General features: G+C 55.2%; 13 protein-coding genes. 11 read left to right on the plus strand and 2 right to left on the minus strand.

The window, feature by feature from the left end; all coding sequences use genetic code 11:
* Positions 1-40 precede the first annotated feature (40 nt).
* Together gppA and rhlB are read right to left on the minus strand one after the other, a co-directional pair.
* Positions 41-1,525, minus strand: a complete 1,485-nt coding sequence (gppA, locus tag ACTJJA_RS18205; protein WP_010426361.1) for a guanosine-5'-triphosphate,3'-diphosphate diphosphatase — start codon at positions 1,523-1,525, stop codon at positions 41-43.
* 6 nt (positions 1,526-1,531) lie between these two features.
* A complete protein-coding gene (gene rhlB / locus ACTJJA_RS18210) occupies positions 1,532-2,800 on the minus strand; it encodes an ATP-dependent RNA helicase RhlB (protein WP_010426359.1) in 1,269 nt (422 codons plus the stop codon).
* Positions 2,801-2,944: 144 nt separating this feature from the next.
* On the opposite strand from rhlB, the gene trxA reads away from it, so the two are divergent.
* From trxA to wzyE, 11 genes are all read left to right on the plus strand, one after another.
* Positions 2,945-3,274, plus strand: coding sequence for a thioredoxin TrxA (gene trxA / locus ACTJJA_RS18215; protein WP_004386384.1), 330 nt, complete (start codon positions 2,945-2,947; stop codon positions 3,272-3,274).
* Positions 3,275-3,615: 341 nt separating this feature from the next.
* Positions 3,616-4,875, plus strand: coding sequence for a transcription termination factor Rho (gene rho / locus ACTJJA_RS18220; RefSeq protein WP_001054528.1), 1,260 nt, complete (start codon positions 3,616-3,618; stop codon positions 4,873-4,875).
* Positions 4,876-5,119: 244 nt separating this feature from the next.
* Positions 5,120-6,223, plus strand: a complete 1,104-nt coding sequence (gene wecA / locus ACTJJA_RS18225) for a UDP-N-acetylglucosamine--undecaprenyl-phosphate N-acetylglucosaminephosphotransferase (protein WP_089598263.1) — start codon at positions 5,120-5,122, stop codon at positions 6,221-6,223.
* A 13-nt stretch (positions 6,224-6,236) separates the two neighbouring features.
* Entirely contained in the window at positions 6,237-7,283 is a 1,047-nt protein-coding gene (gene wzzE, locus ACTJJA_RS18230) for an ECA polysaccharide chain length modulation protein (RefSeq protein ID WP_042717725.1), read from the plus strand.
* Positions 7,284-7,339: 56 nt separating this feature from the next.
* Entirely contained in the window at positions 7,340-8,470 is a 1,131-nt protein-coding gene (wecB, locus tag ACTJJA_RS18235) for a non-hydrolyzing UDP-N-acetylglucosamine 2-epimerase (protein WP_010426343.1), read from the plus strand.
* Positions 8,467-9,729, plus strand: a complete 1,263-nt coding sequence (wecC, locus tag ACTJJA_RS18240; RefSeq protein WP_421511344.1) for a UDP-N-acetyl-D-mannosamine dehydrogenase — start codon at positions 8,467-8,469, stop codon at positions 9,727-9,729. The genes wecB and wecC overlap by 4 nt, the downstream gene beginning before the upstream one ends.
* Positions 9,726-10,403, plus strand: coding sequence for a dTDP-4-amino-4,6-dideoxy-D-galactose acyltransferase (gene rffC, locus ACTJJA_RS18245; protein ID WP_440668872.1), 678 nt, complete (start codon positions 9,726-9,728; stop codon positions 10,401-10,403). The genes wecC and rffC overlap by 4 nt, the downstream gene beginning before the upstream one ends.
* 4 nt (positions 10,404-10,407) lie before the next feature.
* Positions 10,408-11,538, plus strand: coding sequence for a dTDP-4-amino-4,6-dideoxygalactose transaminase (gene rffA, locus ACTJJA_RS18250; protein ID WP_042717731.1), 1,131 nt, complete (start codon positions 10,408-10,410; stop codon positions 11,536-11,538).
* A gap of 1 nt (position 11,539) precedes the next feature.
* Complete coding sequence (gene wzxE / locus ACTJJA_RS18255; protein ID WP_010426338.1) at positions 11,540-12,790, plus strand: lipid III flippase WzxE; 1,251 nt, start codon at positions 11,540-11,542, stop codon at positions 12,788-12,790.
* Complete coding sequence (locus ACTJJA_RS18260; protein ID WP_440668873.1) at positions 12,787-13,866, plus strand: TDP-N-acetylfucosamine:lipid II N-acetylfucosaminyltransferase; 1,080 nt, start codon at positions 12,787-12,789, stop codon at positions 13,864-13,866. Before wzxE ends, ACTJJA_RS18260 begins: the two co-directional genes overlap by 4 nt.
* The gene (wzyE, locus tag ACTJJA_RS18265; RefSeq protein ID WP_440668874.1) at positions 13,863-15,215 is read left to right on the plus strand and encodes an ECA oligosaccharide polymerase; all 1,353 of its coding nucleotides are present in this window, start codon (positions 13,863-13,865) and stop codon (positions 15,213-15,215) included. The genes ACTJJA_RS18260 and wzyE overlap by 4 nt, the downstream gene beginning before the upstream one ends.
* Position 15,216: the final 1 nt, after the last annotated feature.

A 15,216-nucleotide genomic window follows, 5' to 3' on the forward strand; every position in this document is an offset into this window, starting at 1 on the left:
CCGGGTAAGGCGAAGCCGCCACCCGGCATTGTTCAGCGACTTACTTTATCTCAAGCGCCCAGTGCACGTAGCTCTGCCATTGGCACTCTTGCTCGATCAGCTCTGCCCCAAGTGGGTGATTATCCAACCAATTTTCCGGTAGCGTCAGCGTGAGCTTTTCATCGTCTGCCACCAGCGTAATTGCCGGGAGGAGATCGTCGCGGCGACGGCTGGCAAACAAAATCGCCAGACGAAGTAAACGGCACAGATGCTCGGCCACGCGCGGCGGCACCGCGTTTTGCTGGTGGAGTGAAGAGAGGTCCACGGCATTGGTCTGGTTTAGCAGCAGGGTAGCGAGCAATTTTTTCTGCGCAGGGGTATAGCCCGGCAAATCAAGATTACGCACCAGCCACGCGGCATGCAGCGGCGCTTGCTTGTACTCAACGCTCAGGCCAATTTCATGCAGCGCACAGGCACTTAGCAGCAAATCGCGACTTAATGGTTCAATATCCCAACGCGGTTTGACCTGGTCCGCAAAGAGCGACGCCAGCTGTCCCACCCGTTGCGCCTGCTCGGTATCCACAATGAAGCGGCGCTGAACGTTACGCAGCGTACGGCTGCGGATGTCCAGATCAACCGACAGATGCAGCATTCCGTAGACCAGACCTTCGCGCAGCGCGCCGCCTGCCAGGGTCATGCACTGGATGTTCAGTTCGGTGAAAATGGCGATCAGAATGGCCAGACCGCTTGGAAAAACCAATGCACGCTCAAGCGTCAGGCCTTCAATTTCCAGCTCTTCCAGCCGACCACACTGAATAGCACGTTGCTTCAGTTGCTGGAGTTTGGCAAGCGTGATCCGCTCGTCCATCCCCTGTGCCATCATGATTTCCTGCAACGCCTGTACGGTTCCGGACGCGCCAACACACACTTTCCAGCCGTGGTAGCGCAATTCGTCCATGACCGGACGCAGCACCTCGCGCGCGGCATTTTCAGCCTCGTCGAAGTTCTCTTGCGCGAGATTGCGGTCGGTAAAGTAGCGCTCAAGCCAGGTCACGCAGCCCATCGACAGGCTGAACAGCGACGTCGCCTGGGCGCCCGTGCCGGTGACCAGTTCGGTGCTCGCTCCGCCAATATCCACCACCAGACGGCGATCGTCACCCCCGGTGGTGTGCGCCACGCCCTGATAGATCAGACGCGCTTCTTCTTCACCGCTGATGACCTGCACCGGGCAACCGAGAATTTCCTGCGCTTTGGCAATAAAATCCACGGCATTAACCGCCAGGCGAAGCGTTGCGGTAGCGACAACGCGGATTTGGGTATGGGGTATGTCCTGCAGGCGCTCAGCAAAGAGGCGCAGACACTGCCAGCCACGTTCCATGGCTTCGGGGGAGAGGTGATTGTCGCTGCTCAGGCCCGCCGCCAGGCGGACCTTGCGCTTAATGCGCGTCAGCGTCTGTATGCTTCCCGCCACCTCGCGCACAACCAGCATATGAAAACTATTCGAACCGAGATCAATTGCCGCATATAGCGAGGTGGAACTGAGCATAATTTCTTAACCTGAACGACGACGATTACGCGGTGCGCCACCAGAACGACGCGGACCATTGCCGGAGCGTGGGCGAGTAAGACGCTTCGGCGGCGGCAGTTCGCTTAACAGCGCTTCCGGGTTGTATTTGCTCTGCGGAATAGAGTGACCGATGTAGGTCTCAATGGCTGGAAGATTCAGCGCATACTCTTCACACGCAAGGCTAATAGAGTGACCGCTTGCGCCCGCACGACCGGTACGACCGATACGGTGTACATAGTCTTCGCAGTCATCTGGCAGATCATAGTTAAAAACGTGCGTCACGGCTGGGATGTGCAGACCACGAGCGGCAACGTCGGTTGCGACCAGAATATCGAGATCGCCACGGGTAAATTCTTCAAGAATACGCAGGCGTTTTTTCTGTGCGACGTCGCCGGTCAGCAGACCAACACGGTGACCGTCTGCAGCCAGATGGCCCCAGATATCTTCACAGCGGTGTTTGGTGTTCGCAAAGATGATGGCGCGATCGGGCCATTCTTCTTCGATCAGCGTTTGCAGCAGACGCATTTTCTCTTCATTCGAAGGATAGAAGAGCTCTTCTTTAATGCGGTGACCTGTTTTCTGCTCTGGCTCCACTTCCACATACTCGGCATTGTTCATTTGTTCGAACGCCAGTTCGCGAACGCGGTAAGAAAGGGTTGCAGAGAACAGCATGTTCAGACGCTGATTCGCAGCAGGCATGCGGCGGAACAGCCAGCGGATGTCTTTAATGAAGCCCAGATCGTACATACGGTCGGCTTCATCCAGCACGACAACCTGGATGGCACCGAGGTTGATATGGTTCTGTTTGGCGTAGTCGATAAGACGGCCAGTGGTACCGATCAGGATATCCACACCGCTTTCCAGCACTTTCAGCTGCTTATCGTAGCCGTCGCCGCCATAGGCCAGGCCAAGCTTCAGGCCAGTAGCCTGCGCCAGGGGTTCAGCGTCTGCGTGGATCTGTACCGCCAGTTCTCGCGTCGGGGCCATAATAAGCGCGCGCGGCTGGTTAACTTTGCGGTCTGCAATCGCTGGATGAGACAGTAAATAATGAAACGTTGACGTTAAGAACGCCATCGTTTTGCCAGTACCGGTTTGCGCCTGCCCTGCAACATCGCGACCGGCCAGCGTAAGCGGCAGGGCGAGAGCCTGAATGGGCGTGCAGTTATGAAACCCTTTATTTTCAAGGGCTTCGATCACTTTTGGGTGCAGGGCGAAGTCGGAAAACTTCTGTTCTGTTAAATGTGTTTTGCTCATAGTGTGGTAGAATATCAGCTTACTATTGCTTTACGAAAGCGTATCCGGTGAAATAAAGTCAACCTTTAGTTGGTTAATGCGACATCAACACGTCGTTGGTGGAGACAAAACCAACGTACCAGGCTTATTCCTGTGGAGTTATATATGAGCGATAAAATTATTCACCTGACTGACGACAGTTTTGACACGGACGTGCTTAAGGCTGACGGGCTAACCCTCGTCGATTTCTGGGCTGAATGGTGTGGTCCTTGCAAAATGATCGCCCCGATTCTGGATGAAATCGCTGACGAATATCAGGGCAAACTGACCGTTGCCAAGCTGAACATCGACCAGAACCCGGGCACCGCGCCAAAATACGGTATCCGTGGCATCCCGACCCTGCTGCTGTTCAAAAACGGTGAAGTGGCAGCGACCAAAGTGGGCGCACTGTCCAAAGGTCAACTGAAAGAGTTCCTCGACGCTAATCTGGCGTAAGGTTTCTCGGCTGAGCGTCCTGAGCGCCTAAATTGTGTGGATCTCTGGACGCCCGGCTTTAGTCGTGCTAAGTTAGCTATGACTTCGTTTTAAACATATCTTGTTGTTTGAATCTTGTTTTACCCGATACTTCCCGTTGTTAACATGAACAGTGCGTGAAGTTGCTAGATTCCGGGCTTGTCACTCAATCCGTCTTGTCGTTTCAGTTCTGCGTTCTTTCCCTGTGACCAGACAGCGAACAGACATGAGTTGATGGCCGCTAAACAGGCATGGATGACCCTGCCATACCATTCACAACATTAAGTTCGAGAATCACCCCGAGTTTAAGAACCCACACCATTATGAATCTTACCGAATTAAAGAATACGCCGGTTTCTGAGCTGATCACTCTCGGCGAAAATATGGGGCTGGAAAACCAGGCTCGTATGCGCAAGCAGGACATCATTTTCGCCATCCTGAAGCAGCACGCTAAGAGTGGCGAAGATATCTTTGGCGACGGTGTGCTGGAGATATTGCAAGACGGATTTGGTTTCCTCCGCTCTGCAGACAGCTCCTACCTCGCCGGCCCTGACGACATCTACGTATCCCCTAGCCAAATCCGCCGTTTCAACCTCCGCACTGGTGACACCATTTCAGGTAAGATTCGTCCTCCAAAAGAGGGTGAACGCTACTTTGCGTTGTTAAAAGTTAACGAAGTTAACTACGACAAACCGGAAAACTCGCGCAATAAGATCCTCTTTGAGAACTTAACGCCGCTGCACGCGAACTCTCGCCTGCGCATGGAGCGTGGTAACGGTTCTACCGAAGACTTAACTGCTCGCGTTCTGGATCTGGCATCACCTATTGGTCGTGGTCAGCGTGGCCTGATTGTGGCACCGCCAAAAGCGGGTAAAACCATGCTGCTGCAGAACATCGCGCAGAGCATTGCCTACAACCACCCAGACTGCGTGCTGATGGTACTGCTGATTGACGAACGTCCGGAAGAAGTGACCGAGATGCAGCGTCTGGTCAAAGGTGAAGTGGTTGCTTCTACCTTCGACGAGCCAGCATCTCGCCACGTTCAGGTTGCAGAAATGGTTATCGAGAAGGCGAAACGCCTGGTTGAGCACAAGAAAGACGTGATCATCCTGCTCGACTCCATCACCCGTCTGGCGCGTGCGTACAACACTGTGGTGCCAGCTTCCGGTAAAGTATTGACCGGTGGTGTGGATGCCAACGCCCTGCATCGTCCGAAGCGCTTCTTCGGTGCGGCACGTAACGTGGAAGAGGGCGGCAGCCTGACCATCATTGCGACCGCGCTGATTGATACCGGCTCCAAAATGGACGAAGTTATCTACGAAGAGTTTAAAGGTACAGGCAACATGGAACTGCACCTCTCTCGTAAGATCGCTGAAAAACGCGTCTTCCCGGCTATCGACTACAACCGTTCCGGTACCCGTAAGGAAGAGCTGCTCACCACTCAGGAAGAGCTGCAGAAAATGTGGATCCTGCGCAAAATCATCCATCCAATGGGTGAAATCGACGCAATGGAGTTCCTCATCAACAAACTGGCGATGACCAAAACCAACGACGATTTCTTCGACATGATGAAACGCTCGTAACGCAAATTATCCCAGTGAACGCCACGTTTTTACGTGGCGTTTTTCATTTATGGACTATACGCTATTACCACAGACTCCCATTTTCGACCTGTCGGTGCGACAATAAGCAGGTTTAAACAATCAAAGAAATAATTGATTGAAAAACATACAAAGGGAGTTGTGAGAGGCCACCTTTTATTCCTTCAGAGGCAGGGTGCTTCATGGTTATACTTCCGGGACTAACTTTTGTTGAGAGCAATCCATTGTGAATCTACTCACTGCAGTAACTGAGCTGATCAGTATTTTTTTATTCACAACCTGTTTTTTGTTCATTGCGCGCAAGGTAGCAAAAAGAATCGGGTTAGTGGACAAGCCGAATTTCCGTAAGCGCCATCAGGGGCTTATCCCGCTGGTGGGGGGGATTTCGGTTTACGCAGGTATCTGTTTCACATTTGCGATCGCGGATTACTATATTCCGCATGCCGCGCTCTACCTGGCATGTGCGGGTGTCCTCGTGTTAGTCGGGGCGCTTGATGACCGATTTGATATCAGTGTGAAGTTTCGCGCGACCGTACAGGCGGCCATTGGCGTCATCATGATGGTGGTCGGCGGCCTGTACCTGAGAAGTCTGGGTTATGTTTTTGGCCCGTGGGAGCTGGTGCTGGGGCCGTTTGGTTTCTTCCTGACGCTGTTTGCCGTCTGGGCGGCAATTAACGCTTTCAACATGGTCGATGGTATTGACGGCCTGCTCGGCGGGTTGTCCTCCGTCTCGTTTGCCGCGATCGGTATTATTTTGTGGTTTGATGGTCAGTACAGCCTGTCAATGTGGTGTTTCGCCATGATTGCCGCCATCCTGCCCTATATCTTCCTCAACCTCGGTGTATTGGGGCGTCGCTATAAAGTCTTCATGGGTGATGCGGGAAGTACCTTGATTGGCTTTACCGTTATCTGGGTCCTGCTGGAAACCACACAAGGTAAAACGCATCCGATTAGCCCGGTAACGGCGCTGTGGATTATTGCTATCCCGCTGATGGACATGGTGGCGATTATGTATCGCCGTCTGCGTAAAGGGATGAGCCCCTTCTCCCCTGACCGTCAGCATATCCACCATCTGATCATGCGCGCCGGGTTCACGTCCCGTCAGGCTTTTGTCCTGATCACCCTCGCAGCGGCTATCCTCGCCGGTATTGGTGTGGCCGCGGAATATGCTCATTTCATCCCTGAATGGGTAATGTTGGTATTATTCTTGCTAGCATTCTTTATGTACGGTTACTGCATCAAACGCGCATGGAAAGTCGCACGATTCATTAAACGTTTAAAACGCAGGATGCGTCGGAACAGTGGCAAAAACACAACATTAACTAAGTAAAACCGGGACTATGATGACTCAACCGTTGGCGGGAGCGAAATCAGTGGTAACTGAGAATGAGCTGGATATTCGTGGTTTGTTCCGCGTGTTATGGCGGGGCAAATTCTGGATAGCGGGGATCGCGTTAGGGTTCGCTCTGTTAGCGCTGGCCTACACATTCTTTGCAAAACAAGAGTGGAGCGCGACGGCGATTACCGACAGACCAACGGTTAACATGCTCGGCGGCTTCTATTCCCAGCAGCAGTTCCTGCGTAACCTGGATATTAAAGCGAATCTCGCCACGCCGGATCAGGTATCCGTCATGGATGAGGCCTACAAAGAGTTCGTGATGCAGCTCGCCTCATGGGATACGCGTCGCGATTTCTGGTCGCAGACCGATTACTTCAAGCAGCGTCGGGTTGATAACACAAAAGTCGATGCCGCGCTGCTGGATGATCTCATCAACAATATCCAGTTTATGCCGGGCGATGCGCTGCGCAATGTCAGCGACAGCGTGAAGCTGATTGCCGAAACGGCGCCGGATGCGAACAACCTGCTACGTCAGTATGTGGCCTTTGCCAGCCAGCGTGCCGCCAGCCATCTCAATGATGAGCTGAAAGGTGCCTGGGCTGCGCGAACGATTCAGATGAAGGCGCAGGTGAAACGTCAGGAAGAGGTGGCGAAAGCCATTTTTGCCCGCCGTGTCCACAATATTGAGCAGGCGCTTAAAATTGCGGAGCAGCACAATATCTCTCGCAGCGAAACGGATGTTCCGGCTGATGAACTGCCTGATTCCGAAATGTTCCTCCTTGGTCGTCCTATGCTCCAGGCGCGACTGGAAAATCTCCAGGCCGTTGGCCCTGATTTTGACCTCGATTACGACCAAAACCGCGCCATGCTTAACACCCTGAACGTCGGTCCAACGATGGACCCCCGTTTTCAGACGTATCGTTATTTGAGAACGCCTGAAGAACCTGTAAAACGCGATAGTCCGCGACGCGCATTCCTGATGATCATGTGGGGGATTGTGGGCGCACTGACTGGCGCTGGCGTAGCATTAATGCGTCGTCGCACAAATTAAGAACGCCGTCTACGATGAAGGCTACGGCCTTCATCGCCTAATCGAAGAGAATCGATGTGAAAGTACTAACCGTATTTGGCACCAGGCCGGAGGCCATCAAGATGGCGCCTCTGGTTCATGCGCTGGCCAGAGATCCTGATATTGAAGCAAAAGTATGCGTGACTGCCCAGCACCGGGAGATGCTCGATCAGGTCTTAACTCTCTTTTCTATCGTCCCGGATTACGATCTCAATATTATGAAACCGGGGCAGGGGTTGACGGAGATCACCTGCCGTATTCTGCAAGAATTGAAGCCTATTCTGGAATCTTTCAAACCTGATGTGGTGCTGGTTCATGGCGACACCACGACCACCGTGGCGACCAGCCTGGCCGCATTCTATCAGCGTATTCCCGTTGGTCACGTTGAAGCGGGCCTGCGCACGGGCAACCTTTACTCGCCCTGGCCGGAAGAGGCCAACCGCACGCTGACCGGACATCTGGCGATGTACCACTTTGCGCCAACTGAAAACTCGCGTCAGAACCTGCTGCGGGAAAATATTGCCGACAATAAGATCTTTGTCACCGGGAATACGGTTATCGATGCACTGATCTGGGTACGTGACCGCGTGCTGGCAAACACCGATCTGCAGGCAGAACTCGCTGCGCGCTATCCTTTCCTGCATAACGGCAAGAAAACGATCCTGGTGACGGGCCACCGTCGCGAAAGTTTCGGTCGCGGCTTTGAGCAAATCTGCCACGCGCTGGCTGAGATTGCCGCGCAGAATGAAGATGTGCAGATTGTCTATCCGGTACACCTCAATCCTAACGTCAGCGAGCCGGTGAACCGTATTTTGGGTCATGTGGACAATGTCCTTCTGATCGAACCGCAGGACTACATGCCATTCGTCTGGCTGATGAATCACGCCTGGCTGATCCTCACCGATTCCGGCGGGATTCAGGAAGAAGCGCCGTCTCTCGGCAAACCGGTGCTGGTCATGCGTGAAACCACCGAGCGCCCGGAAGCGGTAAAAGCGGGCACGGTACGCTTGGTGGGCACGGATATGCGTCGTATCGTCGACGAAGTGACGCGCCTGCTGCACGATGAAGAAGAGTATCAGGCGATGAGCCGGGCCCATAACCCGTATGGTGATGGGCAGTCTTGTGGTCGTATTTTGCATGCACTTAAACACAATCGGGTAACGCTATGAGTTTTACTACCATCTCTGTCGTGGGTCTTGGCTACATTGGACTGCCTACTGCGGCGGCCTTTGCCTCTCGTCAAAAGCAGGTTGTAGGCGTCGACATCAATGCGCGCGCGGTGGACACCATTAACCGTGGCGAAATTCATATTGTGGAGCCCGATCTCGACCTCGTGGTGAAAAAGGCCGTCGACGGAGGATTCCTGCGTGCCAGCACCACGCCGGTCGACGCCGATGCCTTTCTGATTGCGGTTCCGACGCCATTTAAAGGCGATCATGAGCCCGACATGGTTTACGTTGAGGCGGCAGCAAAATCTATCGCGCCTGTGTTGAAAAAAGGGGCGCTGGTGATCCTCGAGTCCACGTCGCCGGTGGGCGCTACCGAGCAGATGGCCCAGTGGCTGGCAGAAGCCCGTCCAGATTTAACCTTCCCACAGCAGGTGGGTGAGCAGGCCGATATTAATATCGCCTACTGTCCGGAGCGTGTGCTGCCGGGTCAGGTCATGGTCGAGCTGATTAAAAACGACCGCGTGATTGGCGGCATGACGCCGGTATGTTCCGCGCGCGCCAGCGAGTTGTATAAGATTTTCCTTGAAGGCGAATGCGTGGTGACCAACTCCCGCACCGCCGAGATGTGCAAACTGACCGAAAACAGCTTCCGCGACGTTAACATCGCCTTTGCGAACGAACTGTCACTGATTTGTGCCGATCAGGGGATTAACGTCTGGGAGCTGATTAGCCTTGCGAATCGCCATCCACGCGTCAACATTCTCCAGCCGGGTCCGGGCGTGGGCGGTCACTGCATCGCCGTCGATCCCTGGTTTATCGTGGCGCAAAACCCCGATCAGGCGCGCCTGATCCGCACCGCGCGTGAAGTCAACGACAGCAAACCTCACTGGGTACTCAATCAGGTAAAAGCGACGGTGGCGGATTGTCTGGCTGAAAGCGGCAAGCGCGCCAGCGAGCTGAAAATTGCCTGCTTTGGCCTGGCCTTTAAACCGAACATTGACGATCTGCGCGAAAGTCCGGCGATGGAAATTGCTGAGATGATCGCAGGATGGCACAGCGGTGAGACGCTTGTGGTTGAGCCGAATATCCATGAGCTGCCAGCGAAGCTGGCGGGCCATTGTACGCTGACCGCGCTAAACGATGCGTTGGCGACGGCGGATGTGCTGGTGCTGCTGGTAGATCACAAAGCGTTCAAAGCGATCCCCGGCAAGACCGTGTCCCAGAAGTACGTGGTTGATACCAAAGGCGTGTGGCGTTGAGTCAACTCAACGGCGTGCTGGAATCCCTTGAGTGGGAAAGCACTTTTTTTGCCCGGCCTTCGGCGATTGTTCGGCTGCGTGACGATGCGCCTGCTTTGCAGGCGTCCGACTTCGCGGCCTGGCCGCGCGTGCAGGCGAAGATACCGGCGGGCCGTGCCGATCTGCTGGATGCGCTGCAGCAACATGGTTTCCAGCTGGTCGAGGGCGAGGTTGATCTCTCCATAACGGTTTCCCGCCACCCGTCGGCAGGCGCAGAAATTGCAGCAGAGCAGGACATTCCCGCGCTGCGCCAGATGGCGGCGCAGGCCTTTGCCCAAAGCCGCTTTCGTGCTCCCTGGTATAAGCCTGAAGACAGCGGCCGTTTTTATGCACAGTGGATTGAAAATGCGGTAAAAGGCACGTTCGACCACGTGTGTCTGGTTTTCCGCGCGGTGGATGGACAGATTCAGGGCTTTGTTTCCCTGCGTAAGGTGAATGAGCAGGACGCGCGTATCGGCCTACTCGCCGGACGCGGCATGGGTAAGGAACTCATGCAGGCCGCGCTGCACTGGGCTGAGCAGGAACAGTTATCGACGCTGCGGGTGGCGACCCAGATGGGCAACACCGCCGCGCTTAAACGTTATATTGCGAGTGGGGCCAACGTCGACGCCACCGCTTACTGGTTATACAGGTGACATGATGATTCCATTTAACGCACCACCCGTCGTGGGAACGGAACTCGACTATATGCAGTCTGCCATGGGCAGCGGCAAACTTTGCGGCGACGGCGGTTTTACCCGTCGCTGCCAGCAGTGGATGGAGCAGCGTTTTCACAGCGCCAAAGTGCTGCTGACGCCATCCTGTACGGCCTCCCTGGAGATGGCCGCACTGCTGCTGGACATCCAGCCCGGCGATGAAGTGATCATGCCGAGTTATACCTTTGTCTCTACGGCGAACGCGTTTGTCCTGCGCGGGGCGAAAATTGTCTTTGTGGATATCCGTCCGGATACCATGAACATCGACGAAACGCTGATTGAAGCGGCGATTACCGACAAAACGCGCGCGATTGTCCCGGTTCATTATGCGGGCGTGGCGTGCGAAATGGACACGATTATGGCGATCGCCAAAAAGCACAACCTGTTCGTGGTGGAAGACGCCGCGCAGGGCGTGATGTCCACCTACAAAGGGCGCGCGCTGGGCACGATCGGCCACATCGGCTGCTTTAGCTTCCACGAAACCAAAAACTACACCGCAGGCGGTGAGGGCGGCGCGACGCTGATTAACGACCGTGCGCTGGTGGAGCGTGCCGAGGTGATCCGCGAAAAAGGCACCAACCGCAGCCAGTTCTTCCGTGGTCAGGTCGACAAGTACACCTGGCGCGATATCGGCTCAAGCTACCTGATGGCCGATCTGCAGGCCGCATATCTTTGGGCGCAGCTGGAGGCGGCGGAGCGTATTAATCTGCAACGCCTGTCCCTGTGGCAAACCTACTACGACGCGCTGGAGCCGCTGGCGAAAGCCGGGCGTATTGAACTGCCGACGATCCCGGCAGACTGCGTCCACAACGCCCATATGTTTTACATCAAGCTGCGCGATAACGACGATCGCAGCAGCCTGATTGCCTGGCTGAAAGAGGCTGAAATTCTGGCGGTATTCCACTACATCCCGCTGCACTCCAGCCCGGCTGGAGAAGCGTTTGGCGTATTTGCGGGCGAAGACCGTTACACCACCAAAGAGAGCGAGCGTTTGCTCCGCCTGCCTCTGTTCTACAACCTCGCACCCGTTAATCAACGCACGGTGATCAATACCCTTCTGAGTTATTTCGGCTGATATGTCTCTGGCAAAAGCATCGGTGTGGACGGCTGCGTCCACGCTTGTAAAAATTGGTGCCGGATTGCTGGTCGTCAAGTTGCTGGCTGTCTCATTCGGCCCGTCAGGCGTCGGGCTGGCGGGCAATTTCCGCCAGCTGGTCACGGTTCTCGGCGTGTTGGCCGGGGCGGGAATATTTAACGGCGTCACCAAATACGTGGCTCAGCATCATGATGATGCCGAAAAACTGCGCACGGTTGTGGGAACGTCCTCGGCCATGGTCCTGGGATTTTCCACGCTGCTGGCCGTTGTGTTTTTACTGGCGGCGGCACCGATTAGCCAGGGGCTGTTTGGGCACACGCAGTATCAGGGGTTGGTTCGCCTGGTCGCGCTGGTTCAGATGGGGATTGCCTGGGCCAACCTGCTGCTGGCACTGATGAAGGGCTTCCGTGATGCGGCGGGCAATGCGCTGGCGCTGATCCTGGGAAGCGTCATCGGTGTGATTGCCTATTATTTCTGCTATCGCCTGGGTGGCTATGAGGGCGCACTGCTGGGGCTGGCGCTCGTGCCTGCCCTGGTTGTCGTTCCGGCGGCGTTTATGCTGATGCGCAGAGGGGTCATCCCGCTACGTTACCTGAAACCGCAGTGGGACAAGATGCTGGCGGGACAGTTAGGCAAATTTACCCTGATGGCGCTCATCACCTCGGTGACGCTTCCGGTGGCCTACGTCATGATGCGAAACCTGCTGGCTGCGCATTACAGTTGGGATGAAGTCGGGATTTGGCAGGGCGTGAGCAGCATTTCCGATGCCTACCTCCAATTTATAACGGCTTCCTTTAGCGTCTATTTGCTGCCAACCTTATCCCGGCTGACCGTAAAAAAGGATATTACTCGCGAGATTTTCCGCTCACTGCGTTTTGTGCTCCCTGCCGTGGCGGCCGCCAGCTTTACCGTCTGGTTATTACGTGATGTCGCCATCTGGCTGCTCTTCTCGGCAAAGTTTATCGCCATGCGCGATCTGTTCGCCTGGCAGCTGGTAGGCGATGTGTTGAAAGTCGGCGCTTACGTTTTCGGTTATCTGGTGATTGCGAAAGCCTCGCTGCGGTTGTATATCCTGGCGGAGATTAGTCAGTTTGCGCTGCTGACGGCGTTCTCTCACTGGCTGATCCCTTCGCACGGCGCGCTGGGGGCTGCTCAGGCCTATATGGCAACTTATATCGTTTATTTCGCTGCCTGTTGCGGCGTATTTTTACTTTGGCGTAAACGCGCATGACTGCACTGATTCACATCCTGGGGTCGGACATCCCACACCATAACCAGACCGTACTGCGGTTCTTCAACGATGAGCTGGCGTCGGGCAATCCTGATGCGCGCGAGTTTATAGTTGCAGGTCAGGACAATGGCCTGGGCGCGGCGTGTCCGGCGCTTAACATCACCTTCTGGCCAGATAAAGCCGCGCTGGCGAAAGCGGTCATCGCGAAGGCAAAAGCCGATCGTGAACAACGCTTCTTCTTCCATGGGCAGTTCAATACGGGCCTGTGGATGGCTCTGCTGAGCGGTGGGATAAAGCCTTCCCAGTGTAGCTGGCATATCTGGGGCGCCGATCTCTATGAAGTGTCGCGCGGCTGGAAGTTCCGCCTTTTCTATCCTCTGCGCCGTATGGCTCAGGGGCGCGTGGGCTGCGTGTTCGCTACCCGTGGCGATCTTAATTACTTTGCTGAACGGCATCCGCACGTGCGCGGTGAGCTGCTCTATTTCCCGACCCGCATGAACCCGGCGTTGAACAATATGGCGAACGACACGGTGCGCGAGGGCAAACTGACGATTCTGGTGGGTAACTCCGGGGATCGCAGTAACGAACATGTTGCGGCGCTCCGGGCGGTGCATCAGCAGTTTGGCGATACGGTGAACGTGGTTGTGCCAATGGGCTACCCGGCGAATAACGACGCCTACATCGCTGAGGTCCGTCAGCAGGCGCTGGCGTTATTCAGCGCTGAGCATGTGAATATTCTGCAGGATAAGCTGGAATTTGATGACTATCTCGCACTCCTGAGAAAGTGCGACCTGGGTTATTTTATCTTTGCCCGTCAGCAGGGGATTGGTACCTTATGTCTGCTTATCCAGGCAGGCGTTCCGTGCGTGCTGAACCGCGAAAACCCGTTCTGGCAGGATATGACCGAGCAGCATATTCCGGTATTGTTTACCTCGGACACGCTGAACATCGATATCGTGCGGGAAGCGCAGCGCCAGCTGGCGCTGGTGGATAAAAATAGCATCGACTTCTTTAGCCCGAACTACCTCACGCCGTGGCACCGCGCGCTGCGTATCGCTGCAGGAGACAACGCATGAGCCAGTTGCAATTTAGCGGCTTGTTGGTGGTTTGGCTGCTGAGCACGCTGTTTATCGCCACGCTCACCTGGTTTGAGTTCCGTCGCGTGCGCTTTAACTTCAACGTCTTCTTCTCGCTGCTGTTTTTGCTGACCTTTTACTTCGGCTTCCCGCTGACCAGTATTTTGGTTTTCCGTTTTGATGTGGCCGTTGCCCCGCCGGAAATTTTGCTGCAGGCGCTGCTCTCCGCAACCTGCTTCTACGCCGTCTACTACGTCACCTATAAAACGCGCCTGCGCTCATCAACAGCGTCCGCGCCACGGCGACCGATTTTCACCATGAACCGGGTGGAGACGCACCTTACGTGGGTGATGCTGATGACTATCGCGCTGGTCAGCGTCGGCATCTTCTTCATGCATAACGGCTTCCTGCTGTTTAAGCTCCAGTCCTACAGCCAGATTTTCTCTGCTGAAGTGTCAGGCGTGGCGCTCAAACGGTTCTTCTACTTCTTCATTCCGGCGATGCTGGTGGTCTTTTTCCTGCGCCAGGACAGCAAGGCGTGGCTGTTTTTCCTCGTCAGTACCGTCGCCTTCGGCATCCTGACCTACATGATTGTGGGTGGAACGCGCGCCAACATCATTATCGCCTTCGCCATCTTCCTGTTTATCGGCATCATTCGCGGGTGGATCTCCCTGTGGATGCTGGCGGCGGCAGGCGTATTTGGCATTGTGGGAATGTTCTGGCTGGCGCTGAAGCGCTATGGGTTAAACGTTGCCGGTGACGAAGCGTTTTACACCTTCCTCTACCTCACGCGCGACACCTTCTCGCCGTGGGAAAACCTGGCATTGCTGCTGCAAAACTACGACAAGATCGACTTCCAGGGGCTTGCACCCATTGCCCGCGACTTCTACGTCTTTATTCCGACCTGGCTGTGGCCGGACCGTCCTGGCGTGGTGCTCAATACGGCGAACTACTTTACCTGGGAAGTGCTGAACAACCATTCTGGCCTGGCAATCTCGCCAACGCTGATTGGCTCGCTGGTCGTGATGGGCGGCGCGTGGTTTATCCTGCCTGGCGCGATTGCGGTTGGGCTGATCATTAAATGGTTCGACTGGCTTTACACGCTCGGTAACGAAGAGACCAACCGCTACAAGGCGGCTATTTTGCACAGTTTCTGCTTTGGTGCCATTTTCAATATGATTGTTCTGGCACGCGAGGGGCTGGATTCGTTCGTCTCGCGCGTGGTGTTCTTCATGGTCGTTTTCGGTGTGTGTCTGGTGCTGGCAAAACTGTTGTACTGGCTGTTTGACAGCGCAGGGCTTGTCCACCGACGCGAGCATCAGGGCAGCACAACGCTGTCGCAAGTCTGAG

The organism is Enterobacter sp. 22452 (genome assembly GCF_052045065.1).
GTDB classification, from domain to species: domain Bacteria; phylum Pseudomonadota; class Gammaproteobacteria; order Enterobacterales; family Enterobacteriaceae; genus Enterobacter; species Enterobacter mori.